Origin of the sequence: Stenotrophomonas sp. RG-453 (genome assembly GCF_033843685.1) — a bacterium.
Classification (GTDB): Bacteria; Pseudomonadota; Gammaproteobacteria; order Xanthomonadales; family Xanthomonadaceae; genus Stenotrophomonas; species Stenotrophomonas bentonitica_A.
On record NZ_JAMYED010000002.1, the window covers coordinates 129,224 to 150,649 of the forward strand.

Here is a 21,426-nt window from a genome sequence, read left to right on the forward strand (position 1 = left end):
CAGGGAAGCTGCCGACTGTTGGCCGGCAGGCCGCTGGCGGGCACCAATCCGCTATCCGTTGATCACAACCCGTACCGTTCGATCGCGTCCAGATGCGGCTGACGGTCCTGGTCGCAGGCCTCGGCCAGGCGCAGCCAGCAGTGCGGGTGCGCCCACTCCGCCGTCACCTGCTGCAGGAAGCGATGCAGTGCCAGCGGCGCGTGATCCTGTGGCTGGGCGACAGTGAACAGCAGGCCCGGCAGCGTCCCGCCTTCCGCATCCGGATCGGTCACCGTGTAGTCCGGCCGGCTGTGCGCCCACACCTTCCAGCCCTGTGCCTCTGCCGCTGCTACCAGAGCGTTCCACGCCTCCTCGCCCGGGTGCGCGCCGTCGACCAGCCAGCTGCGTGCGAAACCGCCCCGCTCCAGCACGTGCACCTGCGCATAGGTCGGAATGAAGTGCTCGCGCTCCGCTTCGTCCTCCGGCGCGGGGTGTACGAGGCCGGCGTCAAACACCACCCAGTCCCCCACCTGCTGCGCGCGGTTGGCCGGTGCGTTCTCGACGATGCGCGCGGTCACCGGTCCGGTGCGGCGGCCGTAGTACTCCATCGGCTCGCCGCCTTCTTCGCTGCGGATGATCACCCAGCCCCAGGCCTCTTCGACCGCGCCCTGCTGACTGGACAGTTCCATGCCGATCGCCGCCGCCGAGCGGCGCACCGCCTCCCAGTCGCGCGCCGCGCTGGCCGCACTCATGTGGTCCCAGTGCGCGGCGTTGGGCTCATCCAGCGTCTCCACCAGCTGCGCATAGCAGGCCTGGGCGTCGCTGAAGCGGCCGGTCTCCATGTACATGCGGGCAAGCGTCCCGCGTGCGCCGTTCGAGCCTGGCGACAGCGTGAGCAACGCCTGCGCGGCCTGTTCCAGCGCCGGCCATTCGGACGCGCGCCGGGCGCGCTGCACCTCGCACCAGTGCGCGAACACCGGCACGCTGTCGCGGTAGGTCGCCGCCAGCCTGCGCAGGCCATCATCATCGCCCTGCTCGGCCAGCCAACGCATCAGCGTATAGGCCGCTGCGCCATCTTCCTGCGCGTGGGCGCGCACGAAGTCCCACAGCAGTGCCTGCGCTTCGGTCTTCGCGCCACAGGCATGCAACGCCGAGGCGGCAACTTCGGCCAGTGCGCCGTCGTCCGGCCGCTCGGCGTGCGCCTGCAGCAGCCACTGCGCCTCGCGCTCGGGATCGCGCGACTGGTGCTGTTCGCCCTGGGCCTGCAGCCACGCCAGCAGTTCATCGGCCGGCACCGGCAAGGGTGCCATCTCCGGCAGCGCCTCGATCCGCGCCGCCAATCCACCCACCAGCGCGGCAGCGCCACGATCCTGCCGCAGCTGCGCCAGGTGGGTACGGGCCAGTCCAAGCTGGCGCTGCGCCACCCAGCGTGCACCGCGCTGCAGGGCCAGTTCAAGGCTCAACGCGGCGATCTCGATCACCAGGCGATGCGCACCGACAGCGGCGAAGTGCTCGATGATCGTGTTGAAGCGCGTCCCCAGATCCCATGTATTGCGTGCGCCATCACGGCTGCACAGCGTCGAAGCGGTATTGGCCCACAGCCGCCAGTGATTCGGCGTCAGCTCGCTCCAGGGCACCAGCTGCTGCAGCGCCTCTTCATCGCGCCCCAGCTGGGCCAGTGCCCAGGCCTTGGACAGCCGGCGCGGCACCGTGCAGTTGGCAGGTTCGTATTCGCCCGCAGCGGCCACCTCGGCTTCGCGCGTCTCGATCAGCGCCAGCGCCTCCTGCGCACGACCACTGGCAAGCAGGATCTTGATCTGCATTTCAGGGAAGCTGTCGAACACTTCCTTGCCGCGCGCCTGGATCGCCGCCGCCTGCACCTGCAGGTACTCCAGCGCGTCCTGGCCGCGGCCGTCGTCCAGCAGCGCGTCGGCCTTCTCGCAGCTCAGGCACTGGAAGCAGGCCCAGCTCGGGTCGATGCGGCCCAGCGTCTCGTCGCAGACCTCGATGCGTTCGGGCACCCAGCCCGGACCATCGATGTTGCCGTAGCAGGCGGCAAGATCCTGGGTGACGCAGATCGACTGCGGGCAGTCCAGGGTATCGGCGCGGTGTGCGCGCTCGAACAGCGCCACCGACTCGCCCAGCGCGCTTTCACCTTCCATGCGGTTGCCGACGCGGTTGCGCAGGGCCCAGTGGCCGACATAGACGTCGACCCAGGGGTTGTCCAATGCCTTGCCCAGCGCGCGCGCTTCAGGCAGCAGTGCATCGACGCGGTCGACCTGCAGTTCACTGACGTCATCGGCAAGGCGTGTCAGCAGGTGGGCGTTCTGTGCCTGGCCTGCCTGGCGCAGGTCTTCCTGCAGTTTTTCGACCCAGTTCCAGATATCCATGGGGGTTGAGGCTCCTGTCTAGCGAAGGCTTGATGAGAGAGGGGGCGGTACTCAGCGCAGCATCTGCTGCAGGGCACCGGCAATATCGGTAAATGCACCGTTGAGATCGGGGCCTGGCGTCGCGGTGCTCCGCTGCAACGGCCGGCCCTGCGCGGACACGATGATCTTCAGTGAGCGCAGCAGGCGCGCGGCCGCCCCGGCCTGCGGGTGGCCCTCGCGCTGGGCCTGCAGCAACGCCTGCACCGCTGGATTGTCCAGGTTGAGGTACAGCCGCGACGGCGCACGTGCCTCGATGCGCGCGGTGAATTGGCGGGCCAGTCGCAATGCGGCCATCGATACGCGCTTGTCGTTCTCGTCGTCTTCCAGGCGCTGCTTCAGTTCGGCTTCGCGGTCGGGCACCACCACCACCGGCAGCGCCTCGGGGCTGAACCGCGCCGGCAGCAGCTGCTCGCCATCGCCCAGGTGCTCGCGCAGCCAGGCCAACTGCGTATCGTCAAGGCTGTCGTCGGTGCGGAACAGGGCGCGGTTGCCCTGCTCGGTACCCAGTTCGACCAGGCGCAGGCCCTTGGCCTGTGCCCAGCGCCGCAGGAACGGCACTACTGCATAGCGATGACCATGCGCGACCGGCACGCCCATCGCGCGGAACAGCATTTCCTCGAAGCCACCACCGTTGTCGAGGATCACATGCACTGCGCCGCGGGCCGGCAACGCGCTGGCCGGCAGGTCACCCTGCGAGGTCGGCACGCGCACGTGTTCCAGCAGCAGGTCGAACAGGCGCTCATCGCACAGCGCCGCGCCCAGCAGGGCCTCGTTGTGGCGGCTGAGCACGCGGCGCCAGGCTTCCGGCTGCTGCCGCGCGACATCGGCGAGGCCATCGATCAGCGCTTCCAGCAGGGCATGCTGCACGGCGCGATAGTGGTCATCGCGCTGCAGGTCCTCGCGGCTGGCGGTCGGGGTCAGCTTCGATGATTCGATCACCCCGCCGATGAAACCGGCCCACGGCGGCAGCAGGTCGCGTGCATCGTCGTCCAGCAGCATGCCGCGCACGAACACCGACAGGTTGCGGTTGTCGCTGGTGCCGTAGGTGGCACCGTCCTGCACCCAAAGCATGCCGAGGGCGTCGCTGCTGCCATCGGACTGCAGCGGCATCGTCACGATGGGCTCGAAATCGTGTTCGAAACGGGCCGCGAACTGCTGCGCCTGGCGGCGTGCCTGCACCGGATGCAGCGCGACGTCACCCTGCCCGCGCCACGGCGGCGGTTCGGGATTGATCGCGGTGGTCGCCGCACCGATGAAGATCGGCTCGGACAGCAGCGCGCAGTAGCGGCCCAGCACCTCGTGCAGGCGCGCTTCGTTGGCCAGCGGCAGGAAGTCCGGATGCAGCTCCAGCTCGACCTCGGTGCCGATCGCGCGCGCCGGCACGTCGCTGACGGTGTACTGCTCGGCATTGCTGGACACGTACAGGTGGCCCAGTTCCGGTGCCTGGTAGGAAGTGGTGCGCACACTGACGCGGCGCGCCAATACAAAGGCTGACAGGAACCCCAGGCCAAACATGCCGATCAGGCCGTCATTGTCCTCGCCATCCTGGCGCAGCCCCCGGGTGTAACCCACACCAACCGTGGCCAGGTAATCGTGGATTTCCTGCCGGGTCAGGCCGGCACCGGTATCGGTGATGCGCAGTACGCCGGCGGCGGCGTCCACCTGCACGTCGATGCGCGACAGACCCGGGCTGCCGGGCTGCTCGATACGGCGACGGATGATCGAATCGTGCGCGTTCTGCACCAGTTCGCGCAGCGCCACCATCGGGGTGGAATACAGGTGCTTGCCCAGCACCGTCATCAATCCATTGAGATCGACCCCGGCGCGGCGGATTTCGGCGGCGGGGGCGCTGAACATCGGGTCCTGCATGTAATCGGTTACTCCTTGCCACGGAAAGCGCCGGAGGGCGCCTTCGTCGAGCCGGAAAAACTAGCACAGGCCGGCTGAGCGCTGACGCACTTTCCCGTGGCACCCAGCGTCTGCCCCGCCCCCCCTTACAGCGCGTCGATCGCCTCGGACAGCCGCTCCACCGCGATCACTTCCATCCCCTTCACGCTGCCGGTCTTCGGCGCGTTCGCCTTGGGCACGATGGCGCGCTTGAAGCCATGCGTGGCCGCCTCGCGCAGGCGATCTTCTCCGTTGGGCACCGGGCGGATCTCGCCGGACAGGCCCACCTCGCCGAAGGCGATCGTCTTCTCTGCCAATGGCCGGTCCTGCAACGAAGACAGCACCGCCAGCAGCACGGGTAGATCGGCCGCAGTCTCCTGCACGCGGATGCCGCCCACCACGTTGACGAACACGTCTTGGTCGCCCACGAGCACGCCGCCATGGCGGTGCAGCACCGCCAGCAGCATCGCCAGGCGGTTCTGCTCCAGACCCACCGCGACGCGGCGTGGGTTGGACAGCGGCGAGGCGTCCACCAGTGCCTGCACTTCCACCAGCAGCGGGCGCGTGCCCTCGCGCGTGACCATCACGCAGCTGCCCGGCTGCTGGGTGCTGCCGCCGGAGAGGAAGATCGCCGAGGGATTGGAGACCTCTTTCAGGCCCTTCTCGCCCATGGCGAACACGCCCAGTTCGTTGACCGCGCCGAAGCGGTTCTTGAAGGCGCGCAGCAGGCGGAACCGGCTGCCGCTCTCGCCTTCGAAGTACAGCACCGCGTCGACCATGTGCTCGAGCACGCGCGGGCCGGCGATGCCGCCTTCCTTGGTCACGTGACCGACCAGGAACACGGCGGTGCCGGTTTCCTTGGCGAAGCGCACCAGCCGTGCGGCGCTCTCGCGCACCTGGCTGACCGAGCCGGGCGCGGCGGTGAGCGATTCGGTCCAGAGCGTCTGTACCGAGTCGGCCACGATCAGCCGCGGCTTGGCCACGCTGGCATGCTGGAGGATCGCCTCCACCTGGGTTTCGGCCAGCGCGTTGACGTTATCCAGCGGCAGGTCCAGACGCACTGCACGGCCGGCCACCTGCGACAGCGATTCCTCACCGGTGATGTACAGCACCGGCAGCGACGCGGCCATCTTCGCCACGGCCTGCAACAGCAGGGTGGACTTGCCGATGCCCGGATCGCCACCGACCAGCACCACCGCACCTTCGACCAGGCCACCGCCGAGCACGCGGTCGAACTCACCGATGCCCGTGCTCACCCGCAGGTGTTCGGTCTGCTGCACCTCCTTGAGCGCCATGATCTTCGGCGCATCGACCTTGCCGGCCCAGCCGGAGCGCCGCGACGCGGGCGACGCCTTGGTGGGCGTGGCGCTTTCCAGCGTGATCTCGCTCAGCGTGTTCCAGACGCCGCACTCGGTGCACTGGCCCTGCCACTTGCTGTATTCGGCGCCGCATTCGCTGCAGACGTAAGCGGTGAGTCGCTTGGCCATGTCCACTTCCACATCATCAATTGTCAGGCAGGATAGCCGAGCCGCGTCGCAGCAACCGAGACGCCGGGCGGGTGGGCTCAAGTTTCCGGCCCCGTTGCCGATACTCCGGCGGGCCACTGTCCCTCCTTTCCATTTTTCCAGGCTTTTCCATGACCGGCACCTACAGCCAGAGTCTTGTCGTGTTCTCGCTGCTGGTTGCCATCCTCGCCTCGTACACCGCGCTGGACATGGCCGGCCGCCTGGCCACCACCCGCGGCCGGGTGGCACGCTGGTGGCTGGCCGGTGGTGCTGGTGCGATGGGGCTGGGCATCTGGTCGATGCACTTCATCGGCATGCTCGCCTTCCACCTGCCGATCCCGGTCGGCTATGACCTGGCCATTACCCTGTACTCGCTGGCCGTCTCGGTCGGGGCTTCGGCCTATGCGCTGTGGCTGGTCTCACGCGCGGAGCTGCCGTGGTCGAGGTTGTGCGCCGGCGCGGTGCTGATGGGCCTGGGGATCGCGGCCATGCATTACCTGGGCATGGCCGCGCTGGAGATGCAGCCGGGCATCGACTACGACCCCCTGTGGTTTGCCGCCTCGATCCTGATCGCCATCGGCGCGGCCGTTGCGGCGCTGTGGATCGCCTTCCGCCTGCGCCTGGAACAGCGCCGCCCGTTCGTGCTGCGCGGGCTGGCCTCGCTGGTGATGGGCCTGGCGATCGTCGGCATGCACTACACCGGCATGGCCGCGGCCCACTTCCCCGAGGGCGCGATGTGTGGCGCGGCGTATGGCGAGGGCATCGAGACCAAGTGGCTGGCGGTGCTGGTGATCGTCACGACGCTGGCGACCCTGGGGATCGCACTGATCGCATCGGTGTTCGACCGCCAGATGCGCACCCGCACCGGCCTGCTCGCCGATTCGCTGGCCCAGGCCAACGAGAAGCTGATGCAGGCCGCCCTGCATGATCCGCTGACCCAGCTGCCCAACCGGATGCTGCTGCAGGACCGCATCGAGCAGGCGATCGAAAAGGCGCAGCGCCGGCAGTTCAGCTTCGCGGTGATGTTCTGCGACCTGGACGGCTTCAAGGCGATCAACGATGCCTACGGTCACCAGCTTGGTGACCAACTGCTGATCCAGGTCAGCAAGCGGATCACCGCGCTGCTGCGTGCACAGGACACCTTCGCGCGACTGGGGGGCGATGAGTTCGTCATCGTGTTCCAGGTGGAGGATCCGGAAGATGCGGCCGTGGTCGCCGAACGGATCATCGCCAGCGTGGCCGAGCCGTTCGAGATCGATGCCTTGGAACTGCAGGTCAGTGCCAGCCTGGGCATCGCGCTGTACCCGGCCGACGCCACCACCGAACGCGACCTGATGGCCCACGCCGATGCGGCGATGTACCACACCAAGGATTCGGGCCGGAACGGCTATACCTTCTTCACCCAGTCGCTCAACGTGAGCGCGAACCGCCAGCTGAAGCTGCTGCAGGAACTGCGCAAGGCGGTCAGCCGAGGCGAGCTGGTGCTGCATTACCAGCCCAAGTTCCAGGCCAGCGGGACATCGCCGATCGGGGCCGAGGCGCTGGTGCGCTGGCAACATCCCGAGCTGGGCCTGTTGTCACCGGACGCGTTCATTCCGATCGCCGAACGCAGCGGCCTGATCCTCTCCATCGGTGACTGGGTGCTGGACCAGGCCTGCGCGCAGCTGCGGCACTGGCACGACGCCGGCCACCCGGACTGGACCATGGCGGTGAACCTCTCACCGCTGCAGTTCGGGTCGAGCACGCTGCTGGAGACCGTGCGCCGCACGCTGGACAAACACGGACTGGACCCGAAGCGGCTGACCCTGGAAGTCACCGAGACCACCGCGATGCGCGATGTGGAAGCCAGCCTGCTGATCCTGCACGGGCTGACCGCGATGGGCGTGAACATCTCCATCGACGACTTCGGCACCGGCTACTCCAGCCTGCTGTATCTCAAGCGCATGCCGGCCACCGAGCTGAAGATCGACCGCGCCTTCGTGCACGACCTGGAAGACAACGCCGAAGACGCGGCGATCGTTTCCTCGATCATCGCATTGGGCCGGTCCCTGCAGCTGCAGATCGTCGCCGAGGGCGTGGAAACGGCCGGGCAACGCCAGTACCTGAGCGACATGGGCTGCGACCAGCTGCAGGGGTATCACCTCGGGCGGCCGGTCGACGCCGCCGAGTTCATGCGGCTGGCGAAAGTGGCGTAACGCGCGGAGAGCAGCCCGTTGCCGTAGGGCGCCAGTAGTCTGGACACGCTGGGCCATCCCCCACCGGCCGCATCTGGAACGGCCACCACCCTGAACAACGTTCGCTGCGTCGCCATGCGCGCCAAACAGAAAGGCCGCCCGAGGGCGGCCTTTCCGTGTGTGGCAACGTCGCGAAGACGTCAGTGCATCATGTGCACGTTCATGTTGTGCATGACCCACAGCGAACCGGCGACGATGATGCCGATCACCACGACGGTGAAGGCCGCCGCGCTGACGTTCCAGCGCTGTTCCGAGGAACGGTCAAGGTGCAGGAAGAACACCAGGTGCACCAGGATCTGCAGCACCGCCGCAACGACGATGATGACGCCGGTGGTGAACCGCGGCAGGTCGCCATGCATGACCGCCCAGAACGGGATGATGGTCAGCACCGCGGCCAGCAGGAAGCCGATCAGGTAGGACTTGACGCTGCCGTGGCTTTCGCCGGCGGCACCGTGGCCATGATCGTGTGCGTGATTGTCATGTGCGGCCATTACAGCGCTCCATTCAGATAGACGACGGAGAACACGCCGATCCAGATCAGATCCAGGAAGTGCCAGAACAGGCTCAGGCACGCCATGCGGGTCTTGTTGGTCTGGGTCAGGCCGTTCTGCTTGATCTGGATGAACATGATCAGCAGCCACAGCAGACCCGCGCTCACGTGAAGACCGTGGGTACCAACCAGCGCGAAGAACGCCGACAGGAACGCACTGTGGTCCGGACCGTAGCCCTGATGGATCAGGTGGTTGAACTCCCACACTTCCATGCACATGAAGCCAAAGCCCAGCAGCCAGGTCAGGGCCAGCCATGCATACATCTGGCCCACCTTCTGCTTGTGCATGGCGATCATGCCCAGGCCGAAGGTCAGCGAGGAGACCAGCAGCAGCGTGGTTTCCCAGGCGACGAAGGACAGTTCGAACAGGTCCTTCGGGCCGGGGCCACCGTCGGTGCCGCCGGACAGCACGATGTAGGTCGCAAACAGGGTGGCGAAGATGAGGCAATCGCTCATCAGGTACACCCAGAAACCGAAGACGGTATTGCCGCCGGTGTCGTGGTGCTCGTGGTCGTCATGGCCGTGGGCCGCCGCGTGCGCGGCGTGCCCATGGTTCATGGTGTTGGGGATAGTGGTGCTCATGCCTTCAGCTCCGATTTCACCAGGCCCTGCGCCACGAGGTGGCGACGGTGCTCATTTTCGATCCGCTCCACTTCCGCGGCCGGCACGTAGTAATCCACGTCCTTGTCGAAGGTGCGCCAGATGAAGGTGCCGATCATGCCGACCAGACCCACGATGGCCAGCCACCAGATGTGCCAGATCATCGCAAAGCCGAACACCAGGCTGAAGGCGCCGATCACCACACCGGTACCGGTGTTGCGCGGCATGTGGATGTCGGTGTACTTGGCCGGGCGTTCCCACGCCTCACCACGCTGCTTGCGCTCCCAGAACTCGTCCAGTTCGGTGACGCGCGGCAGCGAGCCGAAGTTGTAGAACGACGGCGGCGAAGAGGTTTCCCACTCCAGCGTACGGGCGTCCCACGGGTCGCCGGTCAGGTCGGCGGTCTTCTTGCGGTCGCGGATCGACACGGCGATCTGGATGATCTGGCACAGGATGCCGGCACCGATGATGAAGGCACCGCACATGGCGATGATCAGCAGCGGCTGGTATTCCATGTTCGGGTAGCTCTGCATGCGGCGGGTCATGCCCATGAAGCCCAGGATGTACAGCGGCATGAACGCGACATAGAAGCCGATGAACCAGCACCAGAACGCGCGCTTGCCCCAGGTTTCATTGAGGCGGAAGCCGAACATCTTCGGCCACCAGTAGGTGATGCCGGCGAACATGCCGAACACCACGCCGCCGATGATGACGTTGTGGAAGTGGGCGATCAGGAACAGGCTGTTGTGCAGCACGAAATCGATGGCCGGGATCGCCAGCATCACGCCGGTCATGCCGCCGATGGTGAAGGTGACCATGAAGCCGATCGTCCACAGCACCGGGGTCGTGAACTGCACGCGACCGCGGAACATGGTGAACAGCCAGTTGAAGATCTTCACGCCGGTCGGGATCGAGATGATCATCGTCGTGATGCCGAAGAAGGCATTGACGTTGGCACCCGAGCCCATGGTGAAGAAGTGGTGCAGCCACACGATGAACGACAGCACGCCGATGCAGGCGGTGGCGTAGACCATGCCCTTGTAGCCGAACAGCGCCTTGCGCGAGAACGTGGCGATGACCTCGGAGAACACGCCGAAGGCCGGCAGGACCAGGATATAGACTTCCGGGTGACCCCAGATCCAGATCAGGTTGATGTACAGCATGGCGTTGCCGCCACCATCGTTGGTGAAGAAGTGCGTGCCCAGGTAACGGTCCAGGGTCAGCAGCACCAGGGTGATGGTCAGCACCGGGAAGGCGGCGATGATCAGCACGTTGGTGACCAGCGCGGTCCAGGTGAACACCGGCATCTGCATCAGCTTCATGCCGGGGGTACGCATCTTCAGGATGGTAATGAAGAAGTTGATGCCGCTCAGCGTGGTACCCAGGCCTGCTACCTGCAGGCCCCAGATGTAGTAATCGACACCTACCCCTGGACTGTATTCCTTGCCTGACAACGGCGGGAAGGCCAGCCAGCCGGTCTGCGCGAACTCACCGACACCCAGCGAGATCATCACCAGGCCCGCGCCCGCCACGAACAGCCAGAAGCTGAGCGAGTTGACGAACGGGAAGGCCACGTCGCGTGCGCCGATCTGCAGCGGCACGACGACGTTCATCAGGCCGGTGATCAGCGGCATCGCCACGAAGAAGATCATGATCACGCCGTGGGCGGTGAAGATCTGGTCGTAGTGATGGGGGGGCAGGACGCCCTCGTTGCCGCCAGCGGCCATGGCCTGCTGGACGCGCATCATGATCGCGTCGGCGAAGCCGCGCAGCAGCATGACGAAGGCGACGATGAGGTACATCACGCCGATCTTCTTGTGGTCTACCGAGGTGAACCACTCTTTCCAGAGATAGCCCCACAGCTTGAACTTGGTGATCAGGGCCAGCACGAGCAGGCCACCGATCCCCGCGCCGATCAGCGTGGTGATGATGATCGGGTCGTGCGGGATGTCGGCAAAGGTCAGTTTACCCAACAGATTCATGGTCATTCTCCCGAGCCGTCGTGACCGGCGTGACCGGCTGCGGCGTGCTCGTCTGCAGTGTGTGCGGCGTCCGCGGCAGCGGGCTGGTCGGCATGGACCGGCAGCTTCGCTTCGTCGTGGGCTCCGCTCATGGCCTGCATGTCGTGGCCTTCATGGCTTTCGCCTTCGGCGCCGTCATGCTTCATGGCCTTGTGGTCGTGCTTCATGCCGTAGTGCTGGTTGTCGCCCATGTGCTTGGCGATGACCCAGTCGAACAGGCCGGCCTCGGTGGTGCCGTAATAGGTCACCGGGTGCCAGTCGTGGTTCTTCTCGGCGACCAGCGCAGCGAAGGCGGTCTTGTCCAGGGTCGCGCTTTGGGCACGCACCTTGGTCAGCCACTGCTGGTACTCCGCCTCGGTCACCGAGTGCGCGGAGAAGTGCATCTTGCTGAAGCCTGCGCCGCTGTAGTGCGAGGACATGCCCGGGAACTCACCGGTCTCGTTGGCGATCAGGTGGAGTTTGGTCTCCATGGCCGTCATCGAGTAGATCATGCTGCCCAGGTGCGGGATGAAGAACGCATTCATCACCGAATCGGACGTGATCTTGAAGTTCAGCGGGGTATCGACCGGGAAGGTGATCTCGTTGACGGTGGCGATGTTCTCTTCGGGATAGATGAAGAGCCACTTCCAGTCCAGCGAGATGGCTTCGATCACCACCGGCTTCTTGTCCGAGTCCAGCGGACGGTACGGATCCAGCGCGTGCGAGGAACGCCAGGTCAGCACAGCCAGCACCAGCACGATCATGCACGGGATCGACCAGACCACCACTTCGATGGCCGTGGAGTGCGACCACTTCGGCTCATAACGGGCCTTGGTATTGGTCGCACGGTACTTCCACGCGAAGGTGAGGGTCATGATGATGACCGGCACGACAACCAGCAGCATCAGCACGGTCGCCGTGATGAGCAGGGTCTTCTCGTCGTGGCCGATCTGGCCCTTGGGGTTGAGGATGGCCGAGTTGCAGCCCGTCAGGAACACGGACAACGCAAACAGCAGGCCCGGACGCAGGAAGCGTCCAAGGGGTTTCAACGGAATCATCGGTCGATCCAATTGCGTAGGGAATGCCAGTTCAAGCCCGCCTCCGTCCCAGCCAAAGCCGGTGGTGCCGGTCCAAGGGGACAGGCACGGAGGACGATCATGTCAGCCTTCCAATTTTAGGCCGTCACGCATCATTTAAGAAAGGCATTGACAATGATCCAGCGCAGGAAAGGCCTGTTTTGGGCTGCGACACGTTGTCGCAGTGCCGGGCAATGACCCGATTCGGCAACATTCCGGCCCTTGTATAGACATGAACGGGTCAGTTCCGGGGCTGGCCAGCGCGGACCCGGTTGCAGTGTCCCGGCGCGTGCTGCGCAACGGCCGGCGGGCGGCCACGGTACACGTACCGACGCCCCACGTCACCCGCGGCGCCGCTCAGACCGCCCGCACCCGATTCGCGCACGCCGCCCCACTGGCGAAGTCCGCCAGGTTGCGCAGCGTGATGTCGGAAATCTCCTGCAGCGCCTCGACCGTGAAGAAGCCCTGGTGCCCCGTCACGAGCACGTTGGGGAAGGTCATCAGGCGCTGGAACGCGTCATCGTCGATGATTTCGCCGGACCGGTCCTGGAAGAACAGCCCGCTCTCCTGCTCGTAGACATCGATGGCCAGGTGGCCGAGGCGGCGCGACTTCAGCGCGCGGATCACCGCATGGGTATCCACCAGTCCGCCGCGCGAGGTATTGACCAGCATTGCCCCGGGCTTCATTGCGGCCAGTGAGGCGTCGTCGATCAGGTGATGGGTGTCCGGCGTCAGCGGGCAGTGCAGCGAGACGATGTCTGATCGGGCCAGCAGGTCCTCCAGCGCGACCGATGCGCCAACGGCGGCGAACCCGGGCGATGGATACGGATCGTAGCCCAGCACGGTACAGCCCATGCCCTTGAAAATGCGGGCGGTGGCCAGGCCGATCTGGCCGGTGCCGACGATGCCCACGGTCTTGCGGTGCAGGGTGCGGCCGAGCAACCCATCGAGCATGAAGTTGCCCTCGCGCACCCGGTTGTAGGCGCGGTGGGTCTGCCGGTTGAGCGTCATCACCATGGCCAGGGCATGCTCTGCCACGGCTTCGGGGGAGTAAGCCGGCACGCGTGCCACGAACAGGCCCAACTGCTCCGCCGCGGCCAGGTCGACATTGTTGAAGCCCGCACAGCGCAGCAGGATCGCGCGCACCCCCTGTGCATGCAGCGCCTGCAGTACCGGGGCGTTCAACCGGTCGTTCACGAACACACAGACCGCCTCGCAGTCCTGCGCCAGTGCCGCGGTATGTACCTCCAGCGCGGCATCGAAATACAGGAACTCGAAGGACGTCCCTGCCCCGCGGCGTTGCTTGGCCTCATCGAGAAACTGCTGGTCGTACGGGCGGGCGCTGAATACTGCGATCTTCATGAGGCGATCCCCGGGAGTTCGAGCATCACGATACCGCAGTACACTCCGGCCAACTGCCTGGAGCCTGCCGTGTCCCTGACTGCCCGCCTTCTCCGCTGGACCGCCACGCCGATGGCCCGGCGCGGCCTGTTCGTGCTCACGTGCGCGGCCGTGATCGTGATGGCCTGCAATCCATTGCTGGCGCCCTTGCTGCCCGTGGTGGATGCGCTGGGTCTGGATGTACTGGTCCTGCTCATGGGTGCGCAGGCGATGGCACTGCTGCCATGGGTGCGGCTGCATGCCCGTCGTATCGCGCGCATCACCCTGCGTTTGCTGCTGGGTACCCTCGCCGGTGCCATCGCCAGTTTCATCGGCGGCTATCTGCGGCAACTGGTATTCGCCATGGCCACGCGTTGGACCCACGCGCGCCCGTGACCTAGTATTCGGCCCTTGCAAGACGCCATGGGTGGATGTGCGTGGAAAGTTTCGAGCGGTTCAACGGGCGCCGTAGTGGTGAGGGCAAGGCGGTCGCGATCCTGTCACACGGCTTTGGTACCGATCAGACCGCATGGAATGCATTGCGCCCGTGGTTTGAAGCGCGCTACGACGTGATCTCCTTCGATCTTGCCGGCTGTGGCCCGCAAGGTGCGCAGACTTACGATTTCGAACGCCATGGTTCGCTGTTCGGCTACGCCGACGATCTGCTCGACATCCTGGATGAGCTCGACGTGCACAACTGCACCTACATCGGCCACTCGATGAGCGGCATGATCGGCGCGGCCGCTGCGGTGGCACGGCCGGAGCTGTTCGAGCGCCTGGTCATCATCGGTGCGTCGCCGCGTTATCTCGACGATGACGGCTACACCGGCGGTTTCAAACCGCAGGACCTGGAGCAACTGTTCGAGAGCATGCGCGCCAACTACCAGGCCTGGATCGCAGGCTTCGCCCCGATGGTCGTCGGCGTGGAAGACAGCGCGGTCGTTGCCGATTTCTCCAACACCCTGTTCCAGATGCGCCCGGACATCGCGCTCAATACCTCGCGCACGATCTTCACCTCAGATCTGCGCAGCCTGGCTGCGCGGGTTTCCACGCCGGTCCACCTGATCCAGACCGCGCACGACGTGGCGGTACCGGTCGCCGTCGGCCAGTGGCTGGCCAACGCGATCGATGGCGCCACCCTGGATGTGATCGATGCTTCCGGTCACCTCCCGCACATGACGGCACCCGATGACGTCATGCGCATTCTCGAACAGCGTCTGGCAGGCCCCACGCGGTGACGACCTCCGACAGTGAAGCGCTTGCCGCGCTGTGCCAGTTCGCCCGTCTCGCCTCCCACGCCGACCTGGTGATGGCAGTGGAGGTGGACGCCGGCGGGAGGGCGACCTGGGCTGTCTCGGCCCCGGCACTGCCCTCGCCGAGCTTCAACCTGGCGCGCAGCGGCATCCTCGAGGCGCGCTGGAGCGGCGAGGCCATGGACGCAGCGGACTTCCGGCTGCCGACGGCGATCATCCATGCCCTGGAAGGCCGCCCCGCCCGCCTGCTGTACGTTCCGGCCCCCTCCCACGGCGCGCCACTGAGTGGCCTGCTGCTGCTCTGGCGAAGCGTCCCTGCCCCGGCAACCTTGACGGCACAGGTGCCACTGCTGGCCACGAGCGTGGCCCGGCTGCTGTCCGCACGGCGCGAAGCCGCGCGCGGCACGATCGTCCGCAATCAGTTCCTGGATCTGTTTGAAAGCGTGCCGGCGGGCATCGTGCTGATCGACGGGGATGGCATCGGCGCGGCGGTCAACGAGCACGCCGCGGAGCTGCTGGGCTGCACGGCTGGCAATCACCGGGCGGCGGATCTGGCCGGTCCGATGCGCGCCCTGCGCCAACGCTGCGACAACCACGCCGAGCTGGAACTGGCCTACAGCGCTCAGATGAACAACGATCAGTTCGCCGCCAAGCAGAACTGGACTCTGGGCGAACGCACCTTCGAAGTGGACACCCATCCGGTACGCGGCAACGGCGCGCACGGGCGCATCTGGCTGTTCACCGATGTCACCGCGGACCTGCTGATGGCCGCCGAGCTGCGCCGCCTGGCGTCCTCGGACCCGTTGACCGGCGTCCCCAATCGACGCCATTTCGAAGAATGCTCGGCCCAGATCATCGCCGCCCGCGAAGCCAACGGCCGCGCGGTGGCGGTGCTGATGGTGGACGTAGACCACTTCAAGAAGATCAACGATACCTACGGTCATCCGGTCGGCGATGAAGTCCTCAAAGTAGTCGCCAAGCGCTGCCGCGACGCCCTGCGGGAGCGCGATCTGTTCGCCCGCTTCGGCGGCGAAGAGTTCATCGCCCTGCTGGCGGCGTCCGCCGTCGATGAGATTCCCGCCGCCGCCGAGCGACTGCGCAGTGCGGTGGCCGCTGAGCCGATCCTCGTGGGCAGCGAGCGCGTTGCCGTCTCCGTCAGCGTCGGGGGCGCGATCGGCGAGGCGTTGCCGGGTGGCGACCAGCGGCTGCTGGAGGCGCTGATCGCCCGGGCGGATGAGGCGCTGTATGACGCCAAGACCAGCGGGCGCAACCGGGTCCGGATGGCGGTCCTGCAGCCTGACCTGATCGACCTCTGAGCCAACCGGGCGCCTGGGGCCCCCTCCCCCCCCCTCGGCGCGCCTGAACCCATCAGCCACGTCCCGCGGGCCCATTGGAGGTCTGTGCACGGGCACTTGTCGGCGCGAACCTAACACTGTTAGATTCGCCCCCTAACAACGTTAGGCCAGAGCACAGTGCGCCAACCCATCGCGCGGGAAGACATCGTCAAGGCGGCCTTCCGGATCCTCGACGAGGCCGGCCCGGAGGGCATTACCCTGCGCAAAGTGGCCTGCTCGCTGGGCATCCGGGCGCCGTCGCTCTATTGGCACTTCAAGAGCAAACAGGCGCTGATCGACGCCATGGCCGACGCCATGATCTGCGACGTGGCTCGCGTGATTCCCGACGGACAGCCATGGCGGCAGACGCTGCTGCAGATCGGGCGTGAGTTCCGCCGGGCGTTCAAAGCGCGCCGCGATGGTGCGCGGGTGTATGCGGGCACCTTCCTGGCCACCGAGAACGTGCTGCGGGTAGGTGAGGCCGGCATCGCCGCGCTGATGGGCGCCGGCGCGCCGGCACGCTTTGCCGCGACCGCGGCGATGGACCTGGTGTACTACACGATGGGCTTCGTGATCGAGGAGCAGTCCTGGCCCGGCGACGGCAGCATGGAAGCGCTGGGTGAGGCCTTCATGGCGCTGGCCGAGGCGCGCTTCCCCCATTGCTGGCAGGCCCGTGATGCATGGAGCGAGGTCGATTTCGACGCCCGCTTCGAGCAGGGGCTGGGCCTGATGCTCGATGGCATCGAACGACGCCTGTCGCGCGAATCCTGATTTCCCGATTCCTTTCTTTTCCCGCTGTTCCGACCCGGAAAGCCTCTCGATGCGTGCACCCTACCTCCGCAGTTTTTCCCTGATCCTGGCTGTCGCGCTGCTGTCCGCCTGCGGCGGCAAGGACGACAAGGCCGCGGCCGACGCCACGGCCGCCAGCTCCGCGCTGCCGGTCTCGCTGGCGCCCGCGCAGCAGCAGACCATGGCCCGCACGGTGCTGGTCTCCGGGCCGGTGACCGCCTATGAAGAAATGCAGCTCGGCGTGGAGATCAGCGGCCAGCGCGTGACCGCGTTGCTGGTGGACGTGGGGCAATGGGTCAAGCAGGGCCAGGTGCTGCTGCAGGTGGACCACCGCACCCTGGACAGCGAGCTGGCGCAGGCCGACGCCTCGTTGCGACAGGCGCAGGCCTCGCAGGAACTGGCCCGCATGAACTACGAGCGCAGCGCCAAGCTGGCCGCCCAGCAACTGATCAGCGAAAGCAGCCTGGATGAGCTGCGCGCCTCACGCATCAATGCCGAAGCGCAGACCTCCACCGCACGTGCCGCGCGCGACGCGGCCAAGCTGCGCCGCGACTTCGCCGACCTGCGCGCACCCGCCGACGGCCTGATTTCCAAGCGCCTGGTGCAGCCGGGCCAGGTGGTCTCCGCCGGTACCGAGCTGCTGCGCCTGATCCGCGATGGCCGCCTGGAGTGGCGTGCGGAGTTGCCGGAAAACCAGCTGGCCGATGTCACCGTCGGCAACACGGTTGAGCTGCCGTATGCGGGCCAGGTGGTCAGTGGCCGCATCCGCGCGGTCACCCCGGGTGTCGATGGACAGACCCGCACCGGCACGATCTACGCCGACCTGCCAGCCCCCGGCCCGCTCAAGCAGGGCATCTACGTGGACGGCCGCATCGTCACCGGCGACGGCCCGGTGCTGACCATCCCGACCGCGGCGATCGTGCAGCGCGACGGCCACAACTATGTGTTCACCGTGAACGAAAAACAGCAGGCCACCCGCCACCGCGTCAGCACCGGCCAGGCCGTGCAGGGCCGCACTGCGATCCTTGAAGGCCTGAAGGCCGGTGACCAGGTCGTGGTGGATGGCGCCGGCTTCCTCGGTGAGGGCGACCGCGTGCGTGTGGTCGCTGCGACCAAGGCCGCCGCACGATGAACATCTCCGCCTGGGCGATCAAACGCCCGTTGCCTGCGCTGTTGATCTTCTTCGTGCTGTGCGTGGCCGGCCTGTGGGGTTTCCATCAGCTTCCGGTGGCGCGCTTCCCGGACATCGCCTTCCCGATGACCACCGTCACCGTCACCCAGCCCGGCGCCTCGCCCAGCCAGCTGGAGGCCGAGGTGACCCGCAAGGTCGAGGACTCGGTGGCGACGGTCAACAACGTCAAGCGCGTGATGTCTTCGGTCAGCGAAGGCGTCAGCACCACCACCATCGAGTTCCAGCTGGAAGCCGATCTGGCCACCGCGCTGGACGACACCCGCGACGCAGTCACCCGCATCCGCACCGACCTGCCGCAGGACATCCAGGAACCGGTGATCTCCAAGGTCGATATCGGCGGTTCGCTGATGACCTATGCGCTGGTCGCCCCGCACATGACCACCGATGAGGCCAGCTGGTTCGTCGACCGTGATATCTCGCGTGCGATGTACGGCGTACCCGGTGTCGCACGCGTTACCCGCGTGGGCGGCGTGCAGCGCCAGGTCCGGGTGGATCTGGATCCCAATGCGCTGATCGCGATGGGCATCACCGCCGGCGATGTTTCGCAGCAACTGGCCCGCATCCAAGTGGAGCGTGCCGGCGGCAAGACCGAGGTTGAAGGCGCGCAGCAGACCATCCGCACGCTGGGTACTGTCGGTGACGCGCAGGCGTTGCGTGACTACTCCATTGCGCTGCCGGACGGGCGCGCGGTGCGGCTCTCCACGCTGGCCACCGTGACCGACGGCGCCGCTGACCCCACCGAGGCCGCCCTGCTGGATGGCAAGGGCGTGGTGGCCTTCTCGATGTCGCGTACGCGCGGCTCCAGCGAGGTCAAGGTGGAAGCCGGCGTGCATGACGCGCTGGACAAGATCAAGGCCGAGCATCCCGGCATCGACTTCCGCCTGGTGACCACGGCGATCGATGAGACCCACCGCTCCTACGATTCCTCGATGACCATGCTCTGGGAAGGCGCGCTGTTGGCGCTGCTGGTGGTGTGGCTGTTCCTGCGCGACTGGCGCGCGACGTGGGTGTCGGCGCTGGCGCTGCCGCTGTCGATCATCCCGACGTTCGCGGTGATGTACTTCTTCGGGTTCACCCTCAACATCATCACGCTGCTGGCGCTCTCCGTCGTGGTCGGCATCCTGGTGGACGATGCGATCGTGGAGATCGAGAACATCGTGCGCCACCTGCGCATGGGCAAGCCGCCCTTGGAAGCTGCGCGCGAAGCTGCGGGTGAAATCGGCAACGCGGTGATCGCCACCTCGCTGACCCTGGCTGCGGTGTTCGTGCCGGTGGCCTTCATGCCCGGCATCGCCGGCAAGTTCTTCCGCGAGTTCGGCTGGACCGCCGCCACTGCCGTGCTGTTCTCGCTGCTGGTGGCGCGCCTGCTCACCCCCATGATGGCTGCCTACCTGCTCAAACCACATGGCGAGGAGAAACCGGAATCCCGGCTGATGACCTGGTACCTGGGCTGGGTGGACGCCGCACTGCGCCATCGCGGCCGCACCCTGTGGATCGCCACCGGCCTGTTCGTGGCCTCACTGGCGCTGGTGCCGTTCATCCCGGCTACCTTCATTCCACAGTCAGATCTGGGCCGCAGCAACCTCAACCTCGAACTGCCGCCGGGCACCCGCCTGCAGGAGACCGTGGCCGTCGCCGAACGCGCGCGCGGCCTGCTCAGGGACATGCCCGAACTCAAGCAGGTCTACACCGCCGTCGGCAGCGTGTTGGACCTGGGCGACCCCGGTGCGACCGGCATCGGCGAACCGCGCAAGGCCACCCTGGTGCTCGACTGGGGCAGCGCGGACAAACGCGAACGCGACCAGCGCGCGCTGGAACGGGAGGCGCGCGAGCGCCTGGCCGACCTGCCCGGCGTGCGCGTCAGCTATGTCAGCTCCGAGCCCGGCAACCTGCTGCAGTTGGTCCTCTCCGGTGACGACCCGCAACGCCTGCAGGATGCCGCCACTGCGCTGGAGCGCGACCTGCGCGGCATCCAGGGGCTGGGCAGCGTCACCTCCACCGCCTCGCTGCTGCGCCCGGAACTCCAGATCGTGCCGAACCCCGCCCGCGCCGCGGACTTGGGCGTCGCGACCGCCGACATCGCCGAAGCCGCCCGCATCGCCACCGCCGGCGATTACGAGCAGCGCCTGGCCAAGCTCAACCTGCCCGACCGGCAGGTACCGATCCGGGTCGGCTTTGCCGAAGCCACGCTGGCCAACCCGGGCCTGATCAGCCAGCTGCGCGTGCCCGGCCGCAATGGCCCGGTGCCGCTGGCAGCGGTCGCCGATATCCAGCAAGGCAGCGGCCCGTCGCAGATCTCGCGCTACCAGCGCCAGCGCAACGTGACCCTCACCGCCGAGCTCAACGGTCGCCCGCTGGGCGATGTCATGACCGAAGTGCAGGCGCTGCCGGGCGTCAAACAGCTGCCACCGGGCGTGACCTTCCTCAACACCGGCGATGCGGAAGTGTTCGTCGAGCTGTTCATCGGCTTCATGCTGGCGATGGCGGCCGGGTTGATCTGCATCTACATGGTGCTGTTGCTGCTGTTCAACCACGCGCTGATGCCGGTTACCATCCTCGCGGCGGTGCCACTGTCCGCCGGCGGTGCGTTCGGCGCGTTGCTGATCACCCAGAACATGCTCTCGCTGCCGGCGCTGATCGGCCTGCTGATGCTGATCGGCATCGCCACCAAGAACTCCATCCTGCTGGTGGACTACGCGGTGATGGCCGAAGACGAGCACGGCATGAGCCAGCACGACGCGCTGATCGATGCCTGCCGCAAGCGTGCACAGCCGATCATCATGACCACCCTGGCGATGGGCGCGGGCATGATGCCGATCGCGCTGGGCTTTGCGGGTGACTCCAGTTTCCGGGCCCCGATGGCGATTGCCGTGATCGGTGGCTTGATCACCTCCACGCTGCTGAGCCTGATCGTGATTCCGGCGGCCTTCACCGTGGTGGATGATGCGGGGGATTGGCTGTCGCGGAAGTTCCGGCGGCGGTCTTCGCATCCGGCGGGGAGTGGTGCGGAGTCGTAAGCTCCCCCCCCGGTCAAGCAGACATGTCTAAAGTAGAGCTTCTGACGTGAGCGGCACAGTACTCGACGGGGCTCACGCCGCAATGGGAGTCACATGGACGGGTCTCGTTGTAATCGATCATCCACCAGTGCACTGCGTCGCGCACGTCCTCAGGCTCGCGAAGGGGCGTTGATCCAGCCACTCATTTGCGAAGCACCCGTC

Annotated in this window: 15 protein-coding genes; 7 read left to right on the top strand and 8 right to left on the bottom strand. The window is 66.5% G+C overall.

Annotated elements, in window-relative coordinates; genetic code table 11:
• Positions 1–62 precede the first annotated feature (62 nt).
• The 3 genes from NJD74_RS03175 to radA form a co-directional block, all read right to left on the bottom strand.
• The gene (locus NJD74_RS03175) at positions 63–2,369 is read right to left on the bottom strand and encodes a tetratricopeptide repeat protein (protein WP_319623648.1); all 2,307 of its coding nucleotides are present in this window, start codon (positions 2,367–2,369) and stop codon (positions 63–65) included.
• A 51-nt stretch (positions 2,370–2,420) separates the two neighbouring features.
• Positions 2,421–4,277 (bottom strand): ATP-binding protein, encoded by a 1,857-nt coding sequence (locus tag NJD74_RS03180; RefSeq protein WP_319623649.1) that lies wholly within the window; start codon positions 4,275–4,277, stop codon positions 2,421–2,423.
• Between the two features lie 125 nt (positions 4,278–4,402).
• On the bottom strand, positions 4,403–5,782 hold the full coding sequence (gene radA / locus NJD74_RS03185; RefSeq protein ID WP_070473530.1) for a DNA repair protein RadA: 1,380 nt from the start codon (positions 5,780–5,782) through the stop codon (positions 4,403–4,405).
• 149 nt (positions 5,783–5,931) lie between these two features.
• Here radA and NJD74_RS03190 point away from each other — a divergent pair, with 149 nt between their 5' ends.
• On the top strand, positions 5,932–7,995 hold the full coding sequence (locus NJD74_RS03190; protein WP_319623650.1) for an EAL domain-containing protein: 2,064 nt from the start codon (positions 5,932–5,934) through the stop codon (positions 7,993–7,995).
• A gap of 179 nt (positions 7,996–8,174) precedes the next feature.
• Here NJD74_RS03190 and cyoD read toward each other — a convergent pair whose 3' ends face one another.
• From cyoD to NJD74_RS03215, 5 genes are all read right to left on the bottom strand, one after another.
• Entirely contained in the window at positions 8,175–8,525 is a 351-nt protein-coding gene (cyoD, locus tag NJD74_RS03195; RefSeq protein WP_019184497.1) for a cytochrome o ubiquinol oxidase subunit IV, read from the bottom strand.
• Positions 8,525–9,166 carry a cytochrome o ubiquinol oxidase subunit III gene (gene cyoC / locus NJD74_RS03200; RefSeq protein ID WP_046272182.1) on the bottom strand — a complete coding sequence of 214 codons (642 nt, stop codon included), beginning with the start codon at positions 9,164–9,166 and terminating at the stop codon, positions 8,525–8,527. The genes cyoD and cyoC overlap by 1 nt, the downstream gene beginning before the upstream one ends.
• Positions 9,163–11,160 carry a cytochrome o ubiquinol oxidase subunit I gene (gene cyoB / locus NJD74_RS03205; RefSeq protein WP_026069991.1) on the bottom strand — a complete coding sequence of 666 codons (1,998 nt, stop codon included), beginning with the start codon at positions 11,158–11,160 and terminating at the stop codon, positions 9,163–9,165. Before cyoB ends, cyoC begins: the two co-directional genes overlap by 4 nt.
• An 8-nt stretch (positions 11,161–11,168) precedes the next feature.
• Complete coding sequence (gene cyoA / locus NJD74_RS03210) at positions 11,169–12,242, bottom strand: ubiquinol oxidase subunit II (RefSeq protein WP_019184500.1); 1,074 nt, start codon at positions 12,240–12,242, stop codon at positions 11,169–11,171.
• A gap of 375 nt (positions 12,243–12,617) precedes the next feature.
• A complete protein-coding gene (locus tag NJD74_RS03215) occupies positions 12,618–13,622 on the bottom strand; it encodes a 2-hydroxyacid dehydrogenase (protein WP_070473384.1) in 1,005 nt (334 codons plus the stop codon).
• 69 nt (positions 13,623–13,691) lie between these two features.
• Between NJD74_RS03215 and NJD74_RS03220 the strand changes: the two genes are divergently transcribed.
• From NJD74_RS03220 to NJD74_RS03245, 6 genes are all read left to right on the top strand, one after another.
• Positions 13,692–14,036, top strand: coding sequence for a hypothetical protein (locus NJD74_RS03220; RefSeq protein ID WP_046272185.1), 345 nt, complete (start codon positions 13,692–13,694; stop codon positions 14,034–14,036).
• A 35-nt stretch (positions 14,037–14,071) separates the two neighbouring features.
• On the top strand, positions 14,072–14,878 hold the full coding sequence (locus tag NJD74_RS03225) for an alpha/beta hydrolase (protein ID WP_083298812.1): 807 nt from the start codon (positions 14,072–14,074) through the stop codon (positions 14,876–14,878).
• On the top strand, positions 14,875–16,209 hold the full coding sequence (locus NJD74_RS03230) for a sensor domain-containing diguanylate cyclase (protein WP_070473386.1): 1,335 nt from the start codon (positions 14,875–14,877) through the stop codon (positions 16,207–16,209). The genes NJD74_RS03225 and NJD74_RS03230 overlap by 4 nt, the downstream gene beginning before the upstream one ends.
• A 156-nt stretch (positions 16,210–16,365) precedes the next feature.
• Positions 16,366–16,998 carry a TetR/AcrR family transcriptional regulator C-terminal domain-containing protein gene (locus NJD74_RS03235; RefSeq protein WP_070473388.1) on the top strand — a complete coding sequence of 211 codons (633 nt, stop codon included), beginning with the start codon at positions 16,366–16,368 and terminating at the stop codon, positions 16,996–16,998.
• Between the two features lie 49 nt (positions 16,999–17,047).
• The gene (locus NJD74_RS03240; protein WP_319623651.1) at positions 17,048–18,148 is read left to right on the top strand and encodes an efflux RND transporter periplasmic adaptor subunit; all 1,101 of its coding nucleotides are present in this window, start codon (positions 17,048–17,050) and stop codon (positions 18,146–18,148) included.
• Positions 18,145–21,225, top strand: a complete 3,081-nt coding sequence (locus NJD74_RS03245; RefSeq protein WP_319623652.1) for an efflux RND transporter permease subunit — start codon at positions 18,145–18,147, stop codon at positions 21,223–21,225. Before NJD74_RS03240 ends, NJD74_RS03245 begins: the two co-directional genes overlap by 4 nt.
• Positions 21,226–21,426: the final 201 nt, after the last annotated feature.

Excerpts from the sequence above, each read along its gene's own strand:
- NJD74_RS03175 (WP_319623648.1), bottom strand. The coding sequence starts at position 2,369 with ATGGATATCTGGAACTGGGTCGAAAAACTGCAGGAAGACCTGCGCCAG.
- NJD74_RS03180 (WP_319623649.1), bottom strand. The coding sequence starts at position 4,277 with ATGCAGGACCCGATGTTCAGCGCCCCCGCCGCCGAAATCCGCCGCGCC.
- radA (WP_070473530.1), bottom strand. The coding sequence starts at position 5,782 with ATGGCCAAGCGACTCACCGCTTACGTCTGCAGCGAATGCGGCGCCGAA.
- NJD74_RS03190 (WP_319623650.1), top strand. The coding sequence starts at position 5,932 with ATGACCGGCACCTACAGCCAGAGTCTTGTCGTGTTCTCGCTGCTGGTT.
- cyoD (WP_019184497.1), bottom strand. The coding sequence starts at position 8,525 with ATGGCCGCACATGACAATCACGCACACGATCATGGCCACGGTGCCGCC.
- cyoC (WP_046272182.1), bottom strand. The coding sequence starts at position 9,166 with ATGAGCACCACTATCCCCAACACCATGAACCATGGGCACGCCGCGCAC.
- cyoA (WP_019184500.1), bottom strand. The coding sequence starts at position 12,242 with ATGATTCCGTTGAAACCCCTTGGACGCTTCCTGCGTCCGGGCCTGCTG.
- NJD74_RS03215 (WP_070473384.1), bottom strand. The coding sequence starts at position 13,622 with ATGAAGATCGCAGTATTCAGCGCCCGCCCGTACGACCAGCAGTTTCTC.
- NJD74_RS03225 (WP_083298812.1), top strand. The coding sequence starts at position 14,072 with ATGTGCGTGGAAAGTTTCGAGCGGTTCAACGGGCGCCGTAGTGGTGAG.
- NJD74_RS03240 (WP_319623651.1), top strand. The coding sequence starts at position 17,048 with ATGCGTGCACCCTACCTCCGCAGTTTTTCCCTGATCCTGGCTGTCGCG.
- NJD74_RS03245 (WP_319623652.1), top strand. The coding sequence starts at position 18,145 with ATGAACATCTCCGCCTGGGCGATCAAACGCCCGTTGCCTGCGCTGTTG.